At 60.8% G+C, this 21,897-nt stretch carries 23 protein-coding genes; 13 read left to right on the forward strand and 10 right to left on the reverse strand.

Features of this window, described 5'->3' with window-relative positions; translation table 11 throughout:
* Window positions 1–190 precede the first annotated feature (190 nt).
* The 6 genes from ACYZUM_RS29835 (at window position 191) to ACYZUM_RS29860 (ending at window position 6,637) form a co-directional block, all read left to right on the forward strand.
* On the forward strand, window positions 191–1,105 hold the full coding sequence (locus tag ACYZUM_RS29835; protein ID WP_027613532.1) for an ABC transporter permease subunit: 915 nt from the start codon (window positions 191–193) through the stop codon (window positions 1,103–1,105).
* Between the two features lie 3 nt (window positions 1,106–1,108).
* Window positions 1,109–2,410 (forward strand): high-affinity branched-chain amino acid ABC transporter permease LivM, encoded by a 1,302-nt coding sequence (gene livM, locus ACYZUM_RS29840; protein WP_041065627.1) that lies wholly within the window; start codon window positions 1,109–1,111, stop codon window positions 2,408–2,410.
* Window positions 2,407–3,279 (forward strand): ABC transporter ATP-binding protein, encoded by an 873-nt coding sequence (locus tag ACYZUM_RS29845; RefSeq protein ID WP_041065624.1) that lies wholly within the window; start codon window positions 2,407–2,409, stop codon window positions 3,277–3,279. The genes livM and ACYZUM_RS29845 overlap by 4 nt, the downstream gene beginning before the upstream one ends.
* Entirely contained in the window at window positions 3,276–3,992 is a 717-nt protein-coding gene (locus ACYZUM_RS29850; protein ID WP_108181526.1) for an ABC transporter ATP-binding protein, read from the forward strand. Before ACYZUM_RS29845 ends, ACYZUM_RS29850 begins: the two co-directional genes overlap by 4 nt.
* A gap of 845 nt (window positions 3,993–4,837) precedes the next feature.
* Window positions 4,838–5,602, forward strand: a complete 765-nt coding sequence (locus ACYZUM_RS29855; protein WP_047291000.1) for an SDR family oxidoreductase — start codon at window positions 4,838–4,840, stop codon at window positions 5,600–5,602.
* Window positions 5,603–5,731: 129 nt separating this feature from the next.
* Window positions 5,732–6,637: a cation diffusion facilitator family transporter gene (locus tag ACYZUM_RS29860; RefSeq protein WP_086794257.1), complete on the forward strand. Its 906-nt coding sequence runs from the start codon at window positions 5,732–5,734 to the stop codon at window positions 6,635–6,637.
* Between the two features lie 176 nt (window positions 6,638–6,813).
* On the opposite strand, the gene ACYZUM_RS29865 is transcribed toward ACYZUM_RS29860, so the two are convergent.
* The 7 genes from ACYZUM_RS29865 to ACYZUM_RS29895 form a co-directional block, all read right to left on the reverse strand.
* Window positions 6,814–7,947: an AGE family epimerase/isomerase gene (locus ACYZUM_RS29865; RefSeq protein ID WP_108181527.1), complete on the reverse strand. Its 1,134-nt coding sequence runs from the start codon at window positions 7,945–7,947 to the stop codon at window positions 6,814–6,816.
* Window positions 7,948–8,201: 254 nt separating this feature from the next.
* Complete coding sequence (locus ACYZUM_RS29870) at window positions 8,202–8,774, reverse strand: HupE/UreJ family protein (RefSeq protein WP_047291003.1); 573 nt, start codon at window positions 8,772–8,774, stop codon at window positions 8,202–8,204.
* 27 nt (window positions 8,775–8,801) lie between these two features.
* Entirely contained in the window at window positions 8,802–9,416 is a 615-nt protein-coding gene (gene ureG / locus ACYZUM_RS29875) for an urease accessory protein UreG (protein WP_041065601.1), read from the reverse strand.
* Window positions 9,417–9,427: 11 nt separating this feature from the next.
* Entirely contained in the window at window positions 9,428–10,102 is a 675-nt protein-coding gene (locus ACYZUM_RS29880) for an urease accessory protein UreF (RefSeq protein ID WP_103368038.1), read from the reverse strand.
* Window positions 10,099–10,599: an urease accessory protein UreE gene (gene ureE / locus ACYZUM_RS29885; protein WP_003221180.1), complete on the reverse strand. Its 501-nt coding sequence runs from the start codon at window positions 10,597–10,599 to the stop codon at window positions 10,099–10,101. Before ureE ends, ACYZUM_RS29880 begins: the two co-directional genes overlap by 4 nt.
* Before the next feature lie 244 nt (window positions 10,600–10,843).
* Window positions 10,844–11,476, reverse strand: a complete 633-nt coding sequence (locus ACYZUM_RS29890; RefSeq protein WP_007966952.1) for a TetR family transcriptional regulator — start codon at window positions 11,474–11,476, stop codon at window positions 10,844–10,846.
* Between the two features lie 173 nt (window positions 11,477–11,649).
* Complete coding sequence (locus ACYZUM_RS29895) at window positions 11,650–12,156, reverse strand: hypothetical protein (RefSeq protein ID WP_041065594.1); 507 nt, start codon at window positions 12,154–12,156, stop codon at window positions 11,650–11,652.
* 385 nt (window positions 12,157–12,541) lie between these two features.
* On the opposite strand from ACYZUM_RS29895, the gene ACYZUM_RS29900 reads away from it, so the two are divergent.
* Window positions 12,542–14,617 (forward strand): AsmA family protein, encoded by a 2,076-nt coding sequence (locus ACYZUM_RS29900; protein ID WP_108181528.1) that lies wholly within the window; start codon window positions 12,542–12,544, stop codon window positions 14,615–14,617.
* Window positions 14,618–14,791: 174 nt separating this feature from the next.
* Here ACYZUM_RS29900 and ACYZUM_RS29905 read toward each other — a convergent pair whose 3' ends face one another.
* Both ACYZUM_RS29905 and ACYZUM_RS29910 read right to left on the reverse strand, forming a co-directional pair.
* Window positions 14,792–15,325, reverse strand: a complete 534-nt coding sequence (locus ACYZUM_RS29905; protein WP_003221186.1) for a ferritin-like domain-containing protein — start codon at window positions 15,323–15,325, stop codon at window positions 14,792–14,794.
* Between the two features lie 91 nt (window positions 15,326–15,416).
* On the reverse strand, window positions 15,417–16,376 hold the full coding sequence (locus ACYZUM_RS29910) for a LysR substrate-binding domain-containing protein (protein WP_262947766.1): 960 nt from the start codon (window positions 16,374–16,376) through the stop codon (window positions 15,417–15,419).
* A gap of 109 nt (window positions 16,377–16,485) precedes the next feature.
* On the opposite strand from ACYZUM_RS29910, the gene ACYZUM_RS29915 reads away from it, so the two are divergent.
* The 3 genes from ACYZUM_RS29915 to ACYZUM_RS29925 all read left to right on the forward strand — a co-directional run bounded on the left by ACYZUM_RS29915 (window position 16,486) and on the right by ACYZUM_RS29925 (window position 18,411).
* Window positions 16,486–17,124, forward strand: coding sequence for an FMN-dependent NADH-azoreductase (locus tag ACYZUM_RS29915; protein ID WP_108181530.1), 639 nt, complete (start codon window positions 16,486–16,488; stop codon window positions 17,122–17,124).
* Window positions 17,125–17,430: a DMT family transporter gene (locus ACYZUM_RS29920; protein WP_108181531.1), complete on the forward strand. Its 306-nt coding sequence runs from the start codon at window positions 17,125–17,127 to the stop codon at window positions 17,428–17,430. It begins immediately after the preceding gene.
* A 90-nt stretch (window positions 17,431–17,520) separates the two neighbouring features.
* Window positions 17,521–18,411, forward strand: coding sequence for an esterase/lipase family protein (locus ACYZUM_RS29925; protein WP_108181532.1), 891 nt, complete (start codon window positions 17,521–17,523; stop codon window positions 18,409–18,411).
* Between the two features lie 108 nt (window positions 18,412–18,519).
* Here the strand turns inward: ACYZUM_RS29925 and ACYZUM_RS29930 are convergent, their stop codons facing one another.
* The gene (locus ACYZUM_RS29930) at window positions 18,520–19,407 is read right to left on the reverse strand and encodes a DMT family transporter (protein WP_108181533.1); all 888 of its coding nucleotides are present in this window, start codon (window positions 19,405–19,407) and stop codon (window positions 18,520–18,522) included.
* Window positions 19,408–19,503: 96 nt separating this feature from the next.
* Here ACYZUM_RS29930 and ACYZUM_RS29935 point away from each other — a divergent pair, with 96 nt between their 5' ends.
* The 3 genes from ACYZUM_RS29935 (at window position 19,504) to ACYZUM_RS29945 (ending at window position 21,850) form a co-directional block, all read left to right on the forward strand.
* On the forward strand, window positions 19,504–20,298 hold the full coding sequence (locus ACYZUM_RS29935) for an AraC family transcriptional regulator (RefSeq protein WP_108184359.1): 795 nt from the start codon (window positions 19,504–19,506) through the stop codon (window positions 20,296–20,298).
* Window positions 20,299–20,361: 63 nt separating this feature from the next.
* Window positions 20,362–20,667 (forward strand): PsiF family protein, encoded by a 306-nt coding sequence (locus ACYZUM_RS29940; RefSeq protein ID WP_003221193.1) that lies wholly within the window; start codon window positions 20,362–20,364, stop codon window positions 20,665–20,667.
* Between the two features lie 169 nt (window positions 20,668–20,836).
* Complete coding sequence (locus ACYZUM_RS29945) at window positions 20,837–21,850, forward strand: AI-2E family transporter (RefSeq protein ID WP_108181534.1); 1,014 nt, start codon at window positions 20,837–20,839, stop codon at window positions 21,848–21,850.
* Window positions 21,851–21,897 lie beyond the last annotated feature (47 nt).

The raw sequence follows: 21,897 nt of genomic DNA on the forward strand, positions 1-21,897 counted from the left end.
CCCGCGATGGCGTCAGGTCAGTCGACACACAGGTTGGCTGATCCGCCGCTATCGCTGGCAAGCCAGCTCCCACAGAAGATCGGTGGGTCTGGGCTCATCGCGCTCTGACATTGCTCCGACGTAAATCTGTATTTTTCCTAGAAGAACCGCCCGCCCCGGCGGGCAGGTTCTCATTGCGTGAGATTGCGTTATGGATGGTATTTTCCTGCAGCAACTGGTCAACGGCCTGACCCTCGGGTCGGTCTATGGCCTGATCGCCATCGGCTACACAATGGTCTACGGCATCATCGGCATGATCAACTTCGCCCACGGCGAGGTTTACATGATTTCCGCTTACCTGGCGGCAATCAGTCTGGCTCTGCTGGCTTACTTCGGTATCGAATCCTTCCCGCTGTTGATGCTCGGCACGCTGGTGTTCACCATCGTCGTCACTGGCGTCTATGGCTGGGTAATCGAACGCGTCGCCTACAAACCTCTGCGCAACTCCACCCGACTGGCACCGCTGATCAGCGCCATCGGCATCTCCCTGATCCTGCAGAACTATGCCCAGATCAGCCAGGGCGCCCGCCAACAGGGTGTTCCAACGCTGCTCACCGGTGCCTGGCGCATTGACGTCGGCAGCGGTTTCGTCCAGCTGACCTACACCAAGATTTTCATTCTGGTGGCCGCGTTCGTCGGCATGGGCCTGCTGACCTACGTGATCAAGTACACCAAGCTCGGCCGCATGTGCCGCGCCACCCAGCAAGACCGCAAGATGGCCTCGATCCTGGGGATCAACACCGACCGGGTGATTTCCTACGTGTTCATCATCGGTGCAGCGATGGCAGCTCTGGCCGGCGTGCTGATCACCATGAACTACGGCACGTTCGACTTCTACGCAGGCTTCGTCATCGGCATCAAGGCGTTCACCGCCGCCGTGCTCGGCGGGATCGGCTCACTGCCCGGCGCGATGCTCGGCGGGATCATTCTCGGGATCTCCGAGTCGCTGTTCTCGGGCCTGGTCAACTCCGACTACAAAGACGTGTTCAGCTTCTCGCTGCTCGTACTTGTTCTGGTCTTCCGGCCTCAGGGCCTGTTGGGCCGTCCTCTTGTGTCGAAGGTGTAAGCGATGTCTTCAACCACTCAAAAAAACATCGATATCAAAAAAAGCCTGGTTGAGGCGATTCTGGCCGGCCTTATTGCCTTGATCGTGTTCGGCCCGATTGTCGGTGTCGTGCTCGACGGCTACAGCTTCAACCTCGAACCAACCCGCGTGGCGTGGATCATCGGCATTGTCATGATCGGCCGCTTTGCCTTGAGCCTGTTTCTGCAGACGCCCAAGGGCCTGAAGATCCTCGACGGATTCGAGAGCACCGGTTCCGGTGTACATGTGCTGCCTGCCGATCACAAATCACGCCTGCGCTGGATCATTCCACTGCTGATTGTGCTGGCGGTGATTGTGCCGTTTGTCTCCAACTCGTACCTGCTGGGCGTGGTCATCCTCGGGCTGATCTACGTGCTGCTGGGGCTGGGGCTGAACATCGTGGTTGGCCTCGCCGGTCTGCTCGACCTCGGTTACGTGGCGTTCTACGCCATCGGTGCCTACGGTCTGGCGCTCGGTTATCAATACCTCGGGCTGGGCTTCTGGACTGTGCTGCCGCTGGCGGCGATCACCGCGGGTCTGGCCGGCTGCATCCTCGGTTTTCCGGTGCTGCGTCTGCACGGTGACTATCTGGCCATCGTGACCCTGGGCTTCGGTGAAATCATCCGCCTGATCCTCAACAACTGGCTGTCGCTGACCGGCGGGCCGAACGGCATGCCGGCGCCCTTGCCGACGTTCTTCGGCCTGGAATTCGGCAAGCGGGCCAAGGATGGCGGGGTACCGTTCCATGAGTTTTTCGGCATCGCCTACAACCCGGACGTGAAGTATTACTTCATCTATACGGTGTTGTTCCTGGTGGTGCTGGCCGTGCTGTACATCAAGCATCGTCTGGTGAAAATGCCGGTGGGCCGCGCCTGGGAAGCCTTGCGCGAAGATGAAATCGCCTGCCGCTCGATGGGCCTGAACCACGTACTGGTCAAGCTCTCGGCGTTCACCATCGGTGCGTCGACCGCAGGTCTGGCCGGGGTGTTCTTCGCCACCTATCAAGGCTTCGTCAACCCGACCTCGTTCACCTTCTTCGAATCGGCGCTGATCCTCGCCATCGTCGTGCTCGGCGGCATGGGCTCGACCATCGGCGTAGTGATCGCAGCGTTCGTGCTGACGGTTGCTCCGGAACTGCTGCGCGGCTTCGCGGAATATCGCGTGCTGCTGTTCGGCATCCTGATGGTGTTGATGATGATCTGGCGACCTCGAGGGCTGATCCGCATCAGCCGTACCGGGGTCACTCCACGCAAAGGTGCCATTCACTATGAGAGGACTGCGCCATGAGTGAAGTCGTACTCTCTGTGGAAAAACTGATGATGCACTTCGGTGGCATCAAGGCCTTGAGCGATGTCAGCCTCAAGGTCAAACGCAACTCGATTTTTGCCCTGATCGGGCCGAACGGTGCCGGCAAGACCACGGTATTCAACTGCCTGACCGGGTTCTACAAGGCCTCCGGCGGCAAGATCGAACTCAACGTGCGCGGCAAGCAGACCAACGTCATCCAATTGCTGGGCGAGTCGTTCAAACCGACCGACTTCGTCTCGCCGAAAAGCTTCCTCAGTCGCCTGTATTACAAGATGTTTGGTGGCACGCATCTGGTGAACCGCGCCGGTCTGGCCCGGACCTTCCAGAACATTCGCCTGTTCAAGGAAATGTCGGTGCTGGAAAACCTGCTGGTGGCGCAGCACATGTGGGTCAACCGCAACATGCTCGCCGGCATCCTCAACACCAAGGGCTACCGCAAAGCGGAAAGCGATGCGCTGGACTGCGCGTTCTACTGGCTCGAAGTGGTCGATCTGGTGGACTGCGCCAACCGCCTGGCCGGTGAGCTGTCCTACGGTCAGCAACGTCGTCTGGAGATCGCCCGGGCCATGTGCACGCGGCCGCAGATCATCTGCCTCGACGAACCGGCCGCCGGCCTCAACCCTCAGGAAACCGAAGCGCTGAGCGCGATGATCCGGCTGCTGCGCGACGAGCATGATCTGACCGTGGTGCTGATCGAACACGACATGGGCATGGTCATGAGCATTTCCGACCACATCGTGGTGCTGGATCACGGCGTGGTCATCGCCGAGGGTGGACCCGATGCGATTCGCAACGATCCAAAAGTGATTGCCGCCTACCTGGGCGCCGACGAAGAGGAACTGGTATGAGCAAACCGATCCTCGAACTCAAAGGCCTGGACGTGTTCTATGGCCCGATCCAGGCCCTCAAAGGCGTGTCGCTTGAGATCAACGAAGGCGAGACGGTCAGCCTGATCGGCTCCAACGGCGCGGGCAAATCGACGCTGCTGATGTCGATCTTCGGCCAGCCACGGGCGGCGGGCGGACAGATCCTCTATCAAGGCATCGACATCACCCACAAGTCCTCGCACTACATCGCCTCCAACGGCATCGCGCAGTCGCCGGAAGGGCGGCGGGTGTTCCCCGACATGACCGTCGAGGAAAACCTGCTGATGGGCACCATCCCGATTGGCGACAAGTACGCCAAAGAGGACATGCAGCGCATGTTCGAGCTGTTCCCGCGGCTCGAAGAGCGCCGCACTCAGCGGGCGATGACCATGTCCGGCGGCGAACAGCAAATGCTCGCCATTGCCCGCGCCTTGATGAGTCGGCCGAAGCTGTTGTTGCTTGATGAACCGAGCCTGGGCCTGGCGCCGATCGTGGTGAAACAGATCTTCGCCACCCTGCGTGAACTGGCGAAAACCGGCATGACCATTTTCCTCGTCGAGCAGAACGCCAACCATGCGTTGAAGCTGTCGGACCGGGCGTATGTGATGGTCAATGGCGAGATTCGCCTGACCGGTACCGGTAAAGAGCTGCTGGTGAACGAGGAGGTGCGTAACGCTTATCTGGGCGGGCACTGACCCAACCGTTGTCATGCACAGCCCCGGCGACGCGAGTCCCGGGGCTTTTACATCTCAAACCACCACAACCCCTGTAGGAGCTGCCGAAGGCTGCGATCTTTTGATCTTCAAAACAACATCAAAAGATCGCAGCCTTCGGCAGCTCCTACATGGAATCAAGCCAGGACATCAAGCACATTCTGAAATTGTGGAAAACAAATTCCCATCGCTGTCAAAGCGCGACATATAGACGCTGCAAATGGCTGTTTTTCCACAGTTTTGACTTGTCCCCGTTTGCTGTGGAGCTGGCTGTGAATAACGTGGGAGTAGCTGGCTGAAGCCCTTGTGTGACGTGGCTTGCAGGCGGGTGATCGCTTTTTGATCAGGCGTTTTTGCGGGAGCCGAAGACGCTGTTGTCAACCTTTTTCTGGGCCGCGCAGTAGAGGCAATTCCATGTGAACAAGCCTGTGGATAAGTCTGTGACTAAACTCTGGAAAGACCGCGCTGAGGGCCGTAATTACTGGCCTCGCGCAATCACCGCACTGACCGGCCGGTCGTGCAAAATGCCATCTCCGGCACAACCGCGGCTTCAGGGTCAAGCAAAAAACTTTCTATTTTCCGCGCAAAGCCTTGTGTGGCGCGGCTTTGCGCGTTTCTACTTGCCCCCGGAAACTGTGGAAGGGACTGTGGATAACGTGCGTGCACATGGCTACAGGCCACGGCAGGTATGGCGTAGCGACGGTTGATCAAAATTTGATCGGAATATGTCCCGGTGCGGGTGTTGCTCGTAAATGCCGGGCCGGGCATGCTGGCTGCTGATTTTCTATTCCAATGGCTGCGCTGGCGGCCGACGCAAGGAGAACACGATGTCCAACACCCTGTTTATTACCGGCGCAACCTCCGGTTTTGGTGAAGCCTGTGCCCGTCGATTTGCCGAGGCTGGCTGGAAACTGGTGTTGACCGGTCGTCGTGCAGAGCGTCTGAATGCCCTGTGCGCCGAACTGTCGGAGCAGACTGAAGTGCATGGCCTGGTACTTGATGTACGTGACCGCAAGGCGATGGAAGAGGCAATTGCCAATCTGCCGCCGTCGTTCGCCAAGCTGCGTGGCCTGATCAACAACGCCGGGCTGGCGCTGGGCGTCGATCCGGCACCCAAATGCGACCTCGACGACTGGGACACCATGGTCGACACCAACGTCAAAGGCCTGATGTACAGCACTCGCCTGCTGTTGCCACGGTTGATCGCTCACGGCCGTGGCGCCGGCATCGTCAACCTCGGCTCCATCGCCGGTAACTATCCGTACCCGGGCAGCCACGTGTATGGCGCGACCAAGGCGTTCGTCAAGCAATTCTCGCTGAACCTGCGCTGCGACCTGCAGGGCACCGGCGTGCGCGTCAGCAACATCGAGCCGGGCCTGTGCGAAAGCGAGTTCTCGCTGGTGCGTTTTGCCGGTGACCAGGAACGCTACAACGCCACCTACGCCGGGGCCGAGCCGATCCAGCCGCAGGACATCGCCGAAACGATTTTCTGGGTGCTCAACGCGCCAGCACACATCAACATCAACAGCCTGGAGCTGATGCCGGTGAGCCAGACCTGGGCCGGGTTCGCCATCGAGCGTAACAAGGCGTAAGACCGCATAATGGCCATCGCTGGCTTGCCAGCGATGAGGCCGTAACAGGCAAAACATGGCGGTAAGGTAAACTCATCTCCGACAAACCCCACCGCACCCCGCGGTTCAAAGGTTTTTAGAGGAGGCTACGTGAGTAACCGAGGTGAGCAGTCGTTGCTCAAACAATCGACCATCCTGATGTTCGCGGTGTCGATTGCCGGGATCGTCACCGGTTTTGTTTCAGGTTCGCAATCCATCCTTTTCGATGGTTTTTTCTCGCTGATCGCAACGTTCATCAAAGTACTGATGTTGATCACCGCCAGGTTGATCGCCAAAGAAAGCAATCATCGCTTCCAGTTCGGTTTCTGGCATCTGGAGCCGATGGTGCTGCTGATCGAAGGCAGTTTCCTGCTGTTGATCGCTATCTATGCGTTTCTCAACGGTGTGTTCGGCATCATCAACGGCGGCCGCGACATCGAGCTGGGCTTGGTGATCATTTATGCGGCGGTGTTCACCGTCGTCGAGTTCGCCTACTTCTTCTACGTGCGTCGGCGCAATCGCAAACTCAAGTCCAGCCTGATCCAGTTCGACAACATCAGCTGGCTGGTGGACGCGATGCTCTCGGTCGGCCTGTTGATCAGTTTTCTCGTGGCGCTGCTGCTCAAGGCCCAGGGCTTTGAGGCGTGGGCGAAATTTGTCGACCCGCTGATCCTGATCGTGCTGGCGCTGACCATGTTGCCGCCGGCGTTCAAGATCCTCGGCCCGGCGCTGCGCGATGTGCTGGGTATTGCCCCGGATACGCTGGATGATCAGGTGCGTCAGGTCATGGAGGCGGCGAAGGTCGAACACGGTTTCGACGATTACGTGACCTACGTGCAGAAGCACGGACGGGCGCGGTTCATCGAGATTCATGTGGTGTTGCCGGCGAATTACCGGTTGCACAGCGTTGGGCAACTGGATGCGTTGCGGGAGGAGATTTCGGCGCAGTTGGGCGAGCCGGATGCGGCGCGCTGGTTGACCATCAGCTTCACGGGCGACAAGAAGTGGATTGCGTGATGTAACCCCCCATTTAGGCTGACAACACATTTGTGGCGAGGGGATTTAGCGAAACGTCGCACCGCCCCGATGGGCTGCGCAGCGGCCCTGCTGTTTTAGGGGCGCTTCGCGCCGTCGGGGATAAATCCCCTCACCACAGTAATCCCTTTGCAACAGCAATCCCATTTTTCATGAGATCAGCGCAGGTATTCAGCCAATCCGCTATAGCACGTCGCCAAGTGATAAGGCGTGGTCGATGGCATGTCCTTGCGGCTGACCTCACCCAGTTCATCCCGGCACTCATGCCACCCGCCCGCATGCAGAAACCGTTGCTGCAGCGCCTGCAACTGGCGCAGTACCGCGGCTTCGCTGTCCGGACGCAAGGTCAGGGCGCGCAAATATTCTGCCTGTGCCCAGATGCGTTGGGTCGAATCTTTCGGGCGACCATCCCGTTGCAGATCGAGCATTGCCCGCACTGCGCCTGAAGTTTGTTCAACGCCGAATTGTTCGGTGAAAGCGAATGCCCGGTCCAGCGCCGCGTGCAGTTTCGAGCCGCGCAGCAGTGATGACGACTCCAGCAGGAAATACCATTCGAACTGATGCCCCGGCTCGTACCAGTTATCCACAGCGCCCAGCGGTTTCTCCATCAGCACGCCGTGCTGCGGATCGACGAAGTGTTGCTGCATGCCTGTGCATAATTCGACGAGCGCGTGCTGCGTTGCCGCATCCTCGCGCACGGCGAGGGTGGCGAGGAACGCTTCGGCCAGGTGCATCAGCGGGTTTTGCAGCGGACCGCTTTGCAGGTTGCTCCAGTCGCGGTCCAGGCACGCTTCGTACAAGCCATCGCCAGTGGCGAAGCGCTGGGCGATCACTTCCAGTGCAGCGTTGAGCGTGGATTCCACCAACGGCTCGCGGGACTTGGCCCAGTAATGGGCGCAGGCGAACAGGATGAAGGCGTGGGTGTAGAGGTCTTTGCGCTGATCCAGCGGCTGGCCTTGCGCGTCGATGCTGTAGAACCAGCCGCCGTGCTCGGCATCATGGAAGTGCCGTTGCAGCGAGCGGAACAGCGCGGCGGCGCGCACCTCGGCGTTATCCACAACCCCGATCCGGCTGGAAAACAGGTACAGCTGCCGTGCGCAGGCCATCGCCCGGTAGCGTTGCGGTGGCAAGGGTTGGTGCGCCGCGTCGAGTGCCTCGTAAGGCAGCGCCATGTCGGCGTTCCAGCCCGGGCCTTGCCAGAGCGGCACGATCACGTTCAGAAAGTGCTGTTGCACGTCGCTGAACAGGGCGGTCAATTCGGGCAGGGAGGTGGAGCGGCAAGCATGGGGCATTGGCGGACGTCGTCACGGCTGGGGCGATTGCGCGACATGGTAGCAGAGCGGCGGGCCTTAGAGACGCGGAGTCTGTCAGTCCGCCTTCGCGAGCAAGCCCGCTCCCATAATTGAATCGGATTCGCAGCTTGATTCTGTAGGAGCTGCCGCAGGCTGCGATCTTTTGATCTGGCTTTTAACAATCAAAGTCAAAAGATCGCAGCCTGCGGCAGCTCCTACAGGAGAGTGCAGTCCAATTGTGGGGGCGATAAAGATCAGCCGGCCAGCAACCAGGCGCCAGTCACCGCCGAAGCAGCACCTGCCACTCGCACCAACGGCGCAGCAGCCTGCGGCAGAACACGAACCACGGCATAACCCGCCGCATGCAGCGCCGCCGTCGCCGCGACAAAACCGGCGGCATACGCCCAAGGACTGCTCATGTCCGGCAGTTCCAGGCCATGCGCCACACCGTGGAACAGCGCAAACAGCGCCGTTGCCGCCACCGCCATCACCAGCGGTGGACGCACCGCCAGTGCCACTGCCAGACCCAGCGCCAGCACCGAAGCGGCGATCCCGCTTTCCAGCGCCGGCAACTCCAGCCCTTCAAAACCGAGCATGCCGCCGATCAGCATGGTGCCGACAAACGTGCACGGTAGCGCCCAGCGCGCCGCGCCTTGTTGCTGCGCCGCCCACAGGCCGACCGCAATCATCGCCAGCAAGTGGTCGAGGCCGCCGATCGGGTGGCTGATACCGGCGACCAGCCCACTGTCGCCGTGGCCCGGGTGGGCGAAGGCGAGGGCCGGGGTCAGCAGCAGCGCCACGGCGCCGAGAATGCGTTTGAGTGTCATGGAGAAGCTTCCTTGTTGGTCAATGAATCAGGCGGCGTTCAGCAGGCCTTGGCGTTCGATGAAGGCAATGATGTCTTCCAGGCCCTGGCCGGTTTTCTGGTTGCTGAAGACGAACGGCTTGCCGTTACGCATGCGCTGGGTGTCGCTGTTCATCATTTCCAGCGACGCGCCGACCAGCGGCGCCAGATCGATCTTGTTGATCACCAGCAGATCGGACTTGCAGATCCCCGGCCCGCCCTTGCGCGGCAGCTTGTCGCCGGCAGAGACGTCGATCACGTAAATGGTCAGGTCTGACAGCTCCGGGCTGAAGGTTGCCGACAGGTTGTCACCACCGGATTCGACCAGAATCAGGTCCAGCCCCGGAAAGCGTCGGTTCAGTTGATCGACGGCTTCGAGGTTGATCGAGGCGTCCTCGCGGATTGCCGTGTGCGGGCAGCCGCCGGTTTCCACGCCGATGATGCGTTCCGGTGCCAGTGCTTCGTTGCGCACCAGAAAGTCGGCGTCTTCGCGGGTGTAGATGTCGTTGGTGACGACGGCCAGGTTGTAGCGATCACGCAGCGCCAGACACAGGGCCAGGGTCAATGCGGTTTTGCCGGAACCGACCGGGCCGCCGATGCCGACGCGCAGGGGTTGTGTGTTCATGGTTTGTTCTCCTAAGAGCGAAACAGTCGGCTGTACTGGCGCTCATGCGCCATGCACGCCAGGGACAGGCCGAACGCGGCGCTGCCGATGTGTTCGGGATTAATGCGGGTGGCGTCCTGCTGCGCTTGTTGCAGCAGCGGCAGCAGTTCGCTGGTCAGGCGCTGGGCGGCTTGCTGGCCCAGCGGCAGGGTTTTCATCAATACCGCGAGCTGGTTTTCCAGCCAGCTCCATAGCCACGCGGCGAGCGCATCCTGTGGGCTGATTTGCCAGGCACGGGCGGCGAGTGCCCAGCCGAGGGCCAGATGCGGTTCCGCGCATTGCTCAAGAAAGCGGCGGGCCGGCGCGTCGAGTTCCGGCAGACCGTTGAGCAACTGCTGCAGCGAGTAACCCATCTGCCGACTCTCCAGATGCAACTCGCGGGTCTCGCGGCTGGCGCGGTGGGTTTCGCAGAGATGCAGCAACTCGGGCCAGTTTTCCTCGGCCGCAGCCTGACAATGGGCGAGCAGCAGCGGCGCTTCGAAACGGGCGAGGTTGAGCAGCAGTTGATCGCTGATCCAGCGCCGGGCGCTGTCCGGGTTGTTCACGCGGCCGTTATCCACCGCCATTTCCAGGCCTTGCGAATAGCTGTAGCCGCCAATCGGCAGTTGCGGACTGGCCAGGCGCAGCAGCGCCCAGGCCGGATTCACAGGCGAACGCCGAACTGATGGAGTTTGGGCGCGTAATTGAAATCTTCGTCGCCATGCCGCGAATGGTGATGGCCGCCGCCGTAGGCACCGTGCTCCGGCTGGAACGGCGCTTCAATCGCTTCGACCTGCGCGCCGAGCTGTTCGAGCATGGCCTTGAGCACGTAATCATCGAGCAGACGCAGCCAGCCATCGCCGACTTGCAGAGCGACGTGGCGGTTGCCCAGGTGATAGGCGGCGCGGGTCAGTTCAAAGGCATTGGCGCAGGTGACGTGCAGCAGTTGCTCGGGGCGGGCGCAGACGCGAACGATGCGGCCGTCTTCGGCCTGCAGGCATTCGCCGTCGTATAACGGCGCCTGACCACGCTCCAGAAACAGCCCGACGTCTTCGCCATCGGCACTGAAACAGCGCAGACGGCTTTTGCTCCGCGCTTCGAAGGTCAGGTGCAACTCGGCGGACCAGACAGGTTGAGGGTCGATTCTGCGATGAATCACCAGCATCGGAAAGCTTCCAGCAGTGGACTGTAGAGAGGGCTAGAGCAAGGGGCTTGCCAACCGTGCGAGATGTAGGAAATCCCTGTCGGAGCGTAGAGGATGTTTCAAGATGTTGCAGAATTTTGGAAGATTTTGGTGCGTGAAGATTTTTACATGCACCAATTTGTGGCCAATAAAAAAGATCGCAGCCTTCGGCAGCTCCTACAGGGGGTTGGTGTAGGAGCTGCCGAAGGCTGCGATCTTTTGATCTTTACTCGGTGCTGCCCAGCCCTTGCCAGTGCTTGAGGCCGATAAAGATGAAGCGCAATTGCTGGGTGATCTTCGCCTGGGGTGTCAAATGTTCCGGCAGGGCCTCGGCAGGCGGGTCGATGATGTCCGGCAGGGTGGCGAACACCGATTTGACGATCAGGTCGGCTATCACGCTCAGGCCGGCTGCATCCAGATGTTGCAACTTGGGCATCAGCGTCAGGTCGGCGGCGAGGTCGGCGCTGATGTTCTCGCGCAGACGACCGATCGCCTGACGCACCGGCAGCGAGCCGCCGTACTGTTCGCGGGCGAGAAACAGAAATTGCGAGCGGTTGGCGCTGACCACGTCGAGGAAGATCCGCACCGACGCATCGATAATGCCGCCCATGACGAATTCGTTGTGGCGCACCAGGCGGATGGTCTCGCGGAAGGTCTGGCCGACTTCACTGACCAGCACCAGCCCCAGCTCGTCCATGTCGGCAAAATGCCGATAGAAACCGGTGGGCACGATGCCGGCGGTCTTGGTTACTTCGCGCAGGCTCAGGCTGCCGAATCCTCGGCCGCTTTCCATCAAATGGCGGGCAGCGTCCATCAGGGCATTGCGGGTCTGTTGTTTCTGTTCGGCGCGGGGCAGCATCGCAAAGGCGTTTTCTTGAGCGGGACAAGCGCCGCACTCTAGCAAATCGGCTTTGCTGGCGTCGAACGGCAGGGGGAATGTCAGCGGTAAAAAAGGGTTTTGCAGATTGCCAGTGCTGAAAAAGTCAAAAGCCCAATCCGGTGATTGGGCTTTTTTTCCAGGCCGCCATGGGCTTAGCTCAAAGCGCTGTTGCGTTCGATCACACGGTCACCACCACCTTCGGCAACGGCTTGGCCCAGTGGGGTTTTGTCGAAACCGTCTTCGGCAAGGGTCTGGCCCTGTGGGGTGCGGTCACCACCACCTTCAGCGAGGGTCTGGCCTTGTGGAGTGCGGTCGCTGCCATCGGAAGCCAGGGTCTGACCTTGTGGAGTCTTGTCATAGCCGTCTTGCACCAGACCTTTCTCTTCCAGACGATCACGGCCACCTTCTGCTACAGCTTGGCCTTGTGGCGTCTTGTCGTAGCCATCTTGTACCAGGCCTTTTTCTTCCAGACGATTACGGCCGTTTTCAGCCAGGGTCTGGCCTTGTGGTGTGCGGTCGCCGCCATCAGCAGCCACAGTCTGGCTGAACACCGAGTGGCTGGATTTCACTTGTGGGGTAGCCTGATCGGCAGCGGGCAGGGCGAAAGCAGTGCTGGCTAGCATCGACAGGGTAAGGCTGAGCAGTAATTGGCGTTTCATGATGGGTTGCTCCTTGGGAGGGCGATAAAGTGGGTACGAAGCCAATGCTACTCTCGATAAGTCGATATAAAAGTTCATAAACGCAATGGTAATAATCAACAGAATTGATTGTTCTGCCGAGGCGCTCTAGCTCGGGCGTTTGCGGGCGGCGGTTTTGCACCGCAGTGGGTATTTTCGACTCACTCGCGCCTCGCAAATGTGCGGGTGGCGGTAACGCTGTTCGACCAATCGGTCAGCATTCGGGCGATTTTTTGCCACGGAATCTATATTCCGATTAAACCTGCGCACTGTTTGCCAGTCGTAGAATTCATGAGGGCCGCTTTGGCCCGCCGTTTCAGCTGTGCGTCGCGAAGTCGGCGTGCGGTCGTCATCAGGAGTTTTGTGCATGACGCGCACCGGGAAAATCTTCAGTTGGACCTTCGCCATCCTCGTACTGCTGCTGGCGGTACTCGTTCTGATCATCGTGTTCTTCGATTGGAACCGGATCAAACCGCCGCTCAACGCCAAAGTTTCGGAAGAACTGCATCGACCGTTTGCCATCAATGGCAACCTCGCGGTGATCTGGCAGCGTGAGCCGGACGAGGGCGGCTGGCGGGCCTGGGTGCCGTGGCCGCACGTGGTGGCTGAAGACCTGACGCTGGGTAATCCGGACTGGTCGAAGCAGCCGCAGATGGTCACGCTCAAACGCGTGGAGCTGCGCATCTCGCCGCTGGCCCTGCTGGCGCAACGGGTGACGATCCCGCGGATCGACCTGACCGAACCCAATGCGCAACTGCAACGCTTGGCCGATGGGCGCGCCAACTGGACCTTCAAGTTCGACCCGAAAGACCCGAACGCCGAACCGTCGAACTGGGTGGTGGACATCGGCGCCATCGGTTTCGACAAGGGCCATGTCACGCTGGACGACCAGACGCTGAAGACCAATCTCGACGTGGTGATCGACCCGCTGGGCAAACCGATTCCGTTCAGCGAAATCGTCGGTGACAAAGCCGCGAAAACGGCCCAGGACAAAGGCACCGCGCCGCAGGACTATGCGTTCGCGCTGAAGGTCAAAGGCCAGTACCACGGCCAGAATCTCACCGGCCAGGGCAAAATCGGCGGGTTGCTGGCGTTGCAGGACGCGAACAAACCGTTCCCGCTGCAGGCCCAGGCGAAGATCGGCGCCACCAGCCTCGAACTCGCCGGCACGTTGACCGACCCGCTCAACCTCGGTGCTCTCGATCTGCGGCTGAAACTGGCCGGTGCCAGCCTCGGCAACCTCTATCCGCTAACCGGCGTGACCCTGCCGGACACGCCGCCGTACTCCACCGACGGCCATCTGATTGCCAAATTGCATGACGCCGCCGGGGCGAAATTCACCTACGAGCAATTCAACGGCAAGATCGGCGGCAGTGACATTCATGGCGATCTGACCTACGTCGCCAGTCAGCCTCGGCCAAAACTCAGTGGCGCGCTGCTGTCCAATCAACTGCTGTTCGCCGACCTCGCGCCGCTGATCGGCGCCGACTCGAATGACAAGCAAAAGGCCCGCGGCGGCGAGAGCAAGCAGCCGACCGACAAAGTGCTGCCGGTTGAAGAGTTCAAGACCGACCGCTGGCGCGCGATGGATGCCGACGTCGAGTTCACCGGCAAACGCATCGTGCACAGCGAAAAACTGCCCTTCACCGACCTTTATACCCACCTGAAACTCAACGACGGCGAGCTCAGCCTGGAACCGCTGCGCTTCGGCGTGGCCGGCGGCAATCTGGACGCGCAGATCCGCCTCAACGGTCGCGCCGAACCGCTGGAAGGGCGGGCCAAACTGACCGCGCGCGGGTTCAAACTCAAGCAGTTGTTCCCGACCTTCGAACCGATGAAAACCAGTTTCGGTGAGCTCAATGGCGACGCCGATATCAGCGGCCGCGGCAATTCGGTGGCCAAGCTGCTCGGCGGCGCCAATGGCCAGTTGAAGATGCTGATCAACGACGGCGCGATCAGCCGTGAGCTGATGGAATTGGCAGGGCTCAACGTCGGCAACTACGTGGTCGGCAAGATCTTTGGCGACAAGGAAGTGAAGATCAACTGCGCGGCGGCGGACTTCGACATCAAGACGGGTCTGGCGACCACTCGGCTGTTTGTGTTCGATACCGAGAACGCGATCATCTACATCGACGGCACGGCGAACATGGCCACCGAGCAACTGGACCTGACCGTGACCCCGGAATCCAAGGGCTGGCGTCTGATTTCGCTGCGTTCACCGCTGTACGTGCGCGGCAAGTTCATCAAGCCGGACGCCGGGGTCAAGGCTGTACCGTTGATGCTGCGCGGGGCGGGAATGGTTGCACTGGGCGTGATCGCTGCACCAGCGGCGGGGCTGCTGGCGCTGGTGGCGCCGAGTGGCGGGGAGCCGAATCAGTGTGCGCCTCTGCTTGAGCAGATGAAGGCGGGCAAGGCGCCCGTGACCGTCAAGCCAACCAAGTAAGGCAAGAGCAAAAGATCGCAGCCTGCGGCAGCTCCTACAGTGGAATGTAGGAGCTGCCGCAGTCTGCGATCTTTTTGTTTCTGTAGCGTCCCCTTCGCGAGCAGGCTCGCTCCCACATTTGAAATGGATTCCAGTGTGGGAGCGAGCTTGCTCGCGAAGGTGGTTTTGAAAGGCTTACAGGTCTTTCAGAATGTCGGCCATGTCATCGGCGTGCTCTTCTTCCTGCGCGAGGATGTCTTCGAAGATGCGCCGAGTCGTCGGGTCTTTTTCGCCGATGTACTGAATGATCTCGCGGTAGCTGTCGATGGCGATCCGCTCGGCCACCAGGTCCTCATAGACCATTTCCTTCAAGGTGTTCCCGGCCACGTATTGGGCGTGGGACATTTTCGACAGCAGGTCCGGATTGAACTCCGGCTCGCCGCCCAGTTGCACGATGCGCTCGGCCAGACGGTCGGCGTGTTGTGCTTCCTGGGTGGCGTGTTCGAGAAATTCGTCAGCGGCCACATTGGCTTTCAGACCGTTGGCCATGAAGTAGTGGCGCTTGTAGCGCAGCACGCAGACCAGTTCGGTGGCCAGCGATTCGTTGAGCAGGCGCAGCACCTCTTCACGGTTGGCACTGTAGCTTTCGGTTACCGCGCCGTTCTCGACGTGTTGCCGCGCACGTTCGCGCAGGGTTTTGACATCCGACAAGTGCAGGTCATCGCTCATTTCGATCTCCAGGAGGCTAATCCAATGGGCGCCACGCTCTACAGGCGTGATCGCTTACCCTGGTTGTGAGTCCTGCGCGATGCAAAAAGTTTTACGAGATTTGCGCCGTCCCCCCTGTAGGCGCTGCCGAAGGCTGCGATCTTGGCGTCAGTCCGGACAACGCGGCCTCCTCCTGCAACCAGGCAAAAAACGCCCGCACCGGCGGATGGCGCTCCCGTCCCGGCACACACAGCGCGCTGTAGCCGGCACCCTCAACCTGCACCTGCCCCTTGTACGGCACCAGTAAACCGCTGGCGACGCTCTGCGAGACCAGAATATTGCTCGCAAGGACCAAGCCTTGCCCGGCAATTGCCGCTTGCAAGGCGTAGTGCTCTTCGTCGTATTCGCGCATTGCGGGATGCTGGTTCAGCCAGTTCTCACCTGCGCGGGCGCACCACGCTTCCCAGCCGTGGGCATACAGCTTCGAGTTGTGCCAGCGCACGCTGATCAGCGCCGGCGTGCGCCGGGCGGCCAGCGCCACCTGCTCCGGTGAGCCGTACACGCCGAACGCCTCATCGAACAGGCACAAGCCGTAAAGATTGGGGTAGTCGTCAAGGCTGTAGCGCAGCACCAGATCGACGCTGGCGTCCTGATGCAAGTCGATGACTTCGCAGTGGGTATCGAGGCGCACGTTGATGTTCGGGTGCTGCGCATAAAAGCGCCCGAGGCGCGGTACCAGCCATAGCGCGGCGAAGGCGGCCGTGGTCGACAGCGTCAGGCTGCTGCCGCTGCGTTGCGGGCGCAGGGTATCGACGCTTTGCGCCACTTCCAGCAGCGCGCCGTGCAGGCTGCGAAACAGCCGCTCGCCACCTTCGGTCAGGCGCACCTGACGCGGCAAACGTTCGAACAGGGCGACGCCGAGCCAGTCTTCCAGCGTACGGATCTGATGAGAGATTGCCGTGGGCGTGACCGACAGCTCTTCGGCGGCGGCCTTGAAACTCAGCAGGCGCGAAGCGGATTCGAAGGCGCGCAGAGCGGTCAGCGGCAACGAGGCGAACATTGAAAACTCCATGGATGAAATGAATTCATCCCGACTGATTTTTGCTCATTTGAACGGACGCGGTCACGCCCTTCAAGCTGCAAGCCACAAGCCGTTTGATTCTAGTCCGGAGCAAATACAGATGAGCAAAATTCTTGCAATACATGCCAGCCCACGGGGTGACCGTTCGCATTCACGGCGCCTCGCGGAAAGCTTTCTCAGCGCCTGGCGATTGCGCCATCCGCAGGCGCAGATCACCCGCCGTGAAGTCGGGCGCGCGCTGATCCCGCCAGTCAACGAAGCGTTTGTCGCTGCCGCGTTTCATCCTGAGCCCGAGGCGCGTCCACTGTCGATGCAGGCCGATCTGGCGCTCAGCGATCAATTGGTCAGCGAGTTGTTCGAGCATGACCTGCTGCTGATTTCCACGCCGATGTACAACTTCAGCGTGCCCAGCGGCCTCAAGGCCTGGGTCGATCAGATCGTGCGCCTGGGCCTGACGTTCGACCACACCCTCGACAACGGCGTGGCCCAGTACACCCCGCTGCTGCTGGGCAAGAAAGCGTTGATTGTCACCAGTCGCGGCGGATTCGGTTTCGGCCCCGGCGGTGAACTGGAAGCACTGAACCACGCCGATCCGTGGTTGCGCACCGCGCTGGGCTTTATCGGTATCAACGACGTCACGGTGGTCGCGGCCGAGGGCGAGGAGTCGGCCGAGCGCACCTTCGCCGTGTCAGTGGCCGAGGCCGAGCAGCGTTTGCTCGACCTCGCCCGGACGTTCTAAGTGGCCTGGCTGTTCCTGCTGATCGCCGCCGGGTTCGAAGTCACGTTTGCCATGGGCATGAAGTACGCCGAAGGCTTCACCCGGTTGTGGCCGTCGCTGATCACGGTGCTCGCGGCGATTGGCGGGGTTTACTTCCTGACGCTGGCCCTGCGCGAGTTGCCGGTGAGCATTGCCTACCCGATCTGGACGGCGATCGGCTCGCTGGGCACGGTGTTTCTCGGCTTTGCCCTGCTCGGCGAGAGCCTGACTCTGGTCAAACTGCTGTCGGTGGGGCTGATTGTGGCGGGGGTGGTGGGCCTGAAGTAGGCTGAGGGTGCCGTTGTCATCATCAAGGAGGAGGCTTGGCGGATGTTTTGCACGTCAGGCCTCCACTCACGACCACAAGGATGTTTGCCCATGTCACAAAGTACGGCGACACGTTATCCACTGGTGCTGGTGCCGGGCATGCTCGGGTTTATCCGGCTGCTGCTGTATCCGTACTGGTACGGGATCATCAAGGCGTTGCGCCGTGGCGGGGCGACGGTGATTGCGGTACAGGTGTCGCCGCTCAACTCCACCGAGGTGCGCGGCGAGCAACTGCTGGCGCGGATTGACGAGATTCTGCGCGAGACCGGCGCCGCCAGGGTCAATCTGTTCGGTCACAGCCAGGGTTCGTTGACCGCCCGTTATGCCGCCGCCAAACGGCCGGATCTGGTCGCCTCGGTAACGTCGGTGGCCGGGCCCAATCACGGTTCGGAACTGGCCGACTATCTGCAGCAACACTACCCGGCGAACACCGCCAAGGGCCGTCTGCTCGAAGCGCTGCTGCGTGTTGTCGGCTGGCTGATGGCATTGCTGGAAACCGGTTATCACGGGCCGAAACTGCCGGTGGATATCCACGCCTCGCACCAATCGCTGACCCGCGAGGGCGTGGCGCTGTTCAATCAGCGTTATCCACAGGGCCTGCCCGAGACCTGGGGCGGTCACGGGCCGGAAGAGGTCAACGGCGTGCGCTATTACTCGTGGTCGGGCACATTGCAGCCGGGCAAGACTGACCGCGGTGGCAACCTGTTCGACGGCACCAACCGCAGCTGCCGGTTGTTCGCGAAAACCTTCGTGCGTGAGCCGGGGCAGTGTGACGGGATGGTCGGGCGCTACAGCTCGCACCTCGGCACGGTGATTGGCGACGACTATCCGCTGGATCACTTCGATATCGTCAACCAGTCGCTGGGGCTGGTGGGCAAGGGCGCAGATCCGGTGCGGTTGTTTGTCGAGCATGCGGCGCGGTTGAAGGCTGCCGGCTTGTAAAAGCCAAGACAAGATCAAAAGATCGCAGCCTGCGGCAGCTCCTACAAGGTTTCAGCGTTCATCCACGCGATCACCTGTAGGAGCTGCCGCAGGCTGCGATCTTTTCCATCAGGCAACGCTGAGTTTGCGGCCTAGAACGGTGGTCCAGCGCTCCGACAGAATCACCCCACCCAACGTCAACACCCCACCCACCAGGTGATACATCGCCAACTGCTCCTTCAACACCACCGCCGCAATCAGCGCGGTAATCAACGGCAACAAGTTAAAGAACAAGGTCGTGCGGCTCGGCCCAAGACGCTGCACCGCCTGCATCCACGCCAGCGGCGCGAGCATCGAGGCCAGCAGGCACGCGTACAGCACCAGCGGAATGTTCTGCGCGGTGAAGCCGGTTTTCGGCGAGGCGGCGTACAGCGGAAACAGCACCACAATCGCCACCAGAACCTGCAGGTACAGCAATACCAGCGGCGGCAGGCGCAGCTGCCATTTTTTTAGCAGGGTGCTGTAGATCGCGTAGGCCAGGGTGGCGATCAGCATCATCGCGTCACCCAGGTTCACTCCATGTTGCAGCAGCGCGCCGAGGCTGCCGGACGATACCACCACCAGCACGCCGGCGAACGACAGCACCGCGCCGAACAATGCCCCAGCGGTCAGGCGCTGGCCGAGGCTGATGATGGCCATGGCCAGCGACATCAGCGGCATCAGCGACAAAATGATGCCCATGTTGGTCGCCGTGGTCAGGGTCGCGGCGAAGTAGGCCAGGCTTTGATAGACCGCCATCCCGAGCACGCCGAGGATGAAGATCTTGCCCAGATTCGGGCGGATCTGCGGCCAGTGTGCGATCACCGCTTTGAGCATGAACGGGGTGAACAGCAGGCCGGCGAGCAGCCAGCGGTAGAAACCGATCTCGGCGGGGAAGATCGCCCCGACCGCCAGTTTGTTGATCACGGTATTGCCGGCCCAGATGAAAATCGCCAGCAGGGGAAACGCGTATTGCATGAGTTAAAACCAGAACGTTGATGAACCGTGATTATCCCCTGTCTGGATGCAGCCCTATACTGCGAACCGGACAACCTGCCTCTGCAACCGGACAGCATGAACAGTAAACACATCGATCTGCTGGATTTCAGCGAACTGCCGTCAGCGGTGTACTTCCGCTACGCCGACTTCAACACCCATGAATACGCCGCGCCGCACCGCCATCCGTGGGGCACGCTGGAGTACGCGGCCCACGGCGTGCTGCACATGGACGTCGACGGCAGCCGCTTCATGTCGCCGCCGCAGTACGCGGTGTGGGTGCCGCCGCAGGTCGAGCACAGTTTTTACAGCCATCAACCGGTCAACTACCGCGCGGTGTGCCTCGATCCGAAGGTTTGCGCCGATCTGCCGCCGCGCGCCTGCACGCTGGCAATCAGCGACATCCTCAAGGCGATTCTCAAGGACTTCGCCGCCCGCGACGTGAAGATCCCCGAACTCGACGCCGACCAGCGTCTGGCCCAGGTGCTGGTCGATCAACTGCAACAGGCGCCGGTACATGAGTGCTATCTGCCGTACGCGAGCCATCCCGGGTTGCTGGCGATTCTCGATGCATTACAGGCCGATCCCGGCAATAACCAGCCGCTGGCGCACTGGGCGGCGCAGGTACACGTCAGCGAGCGCACGTTGGCCCGGCAGTTCGTGCGCGAGTTGGGCATGAGTTTCGGCGAATGGCGTCAGCGCCTGCGTTACCTGGCTGCCATCGAGGCACTGGAAAGCACGAAGAGCGTGCAGGAGATCGCCTTCGATCTGGGTTACAGCAGTGGCTCGGCCTTCATCGCCATGTTTGCCCGTCAGGCCGGCTGTACCCCGGAACAGTATCGGCGCAGCCACCTGGAAGGCAGGAAGGTGTAACAAGATTTGGCTACACTTCAGCGGAGGCCGCATCCATCGATGCGGCGACAAGGAGAAAACTCCATGAAGATGTTGCGTGTGCCTTTGTTGATGATCGGTCTGCTCCTGTGTTCCCAGGGTTTCGCCGCCACGGCGCAACAGAACAAAATGACCACCTGCAATGCCGACGCTACCGCCAAGAGCCTCAAGGGCGACGAGCGCAAGACTTTCATGAGCACCTGCCTCAAGGCTGCACCGGCCGCCAATGACGCCAAAGTGCTGACCCCGCAGCAGGAAAAAATGAAGACCTGCAACGCCGACGCGAAAACCAAGGCCCTGACCGGTGATGCGCGCAAGACCTTCATGAGTGATTGCCTGAAGAAAAAATAAGATCAAAAGATCGCAGCCTGCGGCAGCTCCTACATGAGACCGCGATCCTGTAGGAGCTGCCGCAGGCTGCGATCTTTTCGGCGCGACCAGGATGCGGGGCATCTACTCGCTTCGGCGCCGGATCGCTGGCAGACTGCCAATCCTTTTACGCCGTTCGTTTTGAGGCTGTATGCCAACGTTTTCTGAGCGTCATGTTGTGTTTTGGGTCAGTTGCATCATTATTTTTGGCGGTTTGCTGCTGGCATTGCCGCTGCGCTTGTTGCCCAGCCTGCTGGCCGGTTTGCTGGTGTTCGAGCTGGTCAACATGCTCACCCCGCAACTGCAACGATTGATCGAAGGCCGGCGCGCGCGCTGGCTGGCGGTGGCGCTGCTGGGCACCCTGGTGGTCAGCGTGCTGGCGCTGATCTTTGCCGGTGCTATCAGTTTCCTGCTGCACGAAGCGGAAAACCCGGGCGCCTCGCTCGACAAATTCATGGGCGTGGTTGATCGCGCGCGCGGGCAACTGCCGCCGTTTCTCGATGCCTATCTGCCGGCCAGTGCTGCGGAGTTCCGCGTGGCGATTGGTGAGTGGGCGAGCAAACACCTGGCTGACCTGCAACTGGTGGGCAAGGACGCGGCGCACATGTTTGTCACCCTGTTGATCGGCATGGTCCTCGGCGCAATCATTGCCCTGCAGCGGATACCGGATGTGACCAAGCGCAAGCCGCTGGCCGCCGCCCTGTTTGATCGCCTGCACCTGCTGGTGCAAGCCTTCCGCAACATTGTCTTCGCGCAGATCAAGATTTCCCTGCTGAACACCTTCTTCACCGCGATCTTCCTCGCGGTGATCCTGCCGCTGTTCGGCATCAAGCTGCCACTGACCAAGACCCTGATCGTCCTGACCTTCCTGCTCGGCCTGCTGCCGGTGATCGGCAACCTGATGTCGAACACGCTGATCACCATCGTCGGCCTGTCGCTGTCGATCTGGGTGGCGGTGGCGGCGCTGGGTTACCTGATTTTTATCCACAAGCTCGAATACTTCCTCAACGCGCGCATTGTCGGCGGGCAGATCAGTGCCAAGTCGTGGGAGTTGCTGCTGGCGATGCTGGTGTTCGAAGCCGCGTTCGGCCTGCCGGGGGTGGTGGCGGGTCCGATTTATTACGCGTATCTGAAGAGTGAGTTGAAGCTGGGCGGGATGGTTTGATTCAGAATTTGTAGTGTTTGAGCTGGCCTCTTCGCGAGCAGGCTCGC

Source organism: Pseudomonas sp. m6p (genome assembly GCF_055760375.1).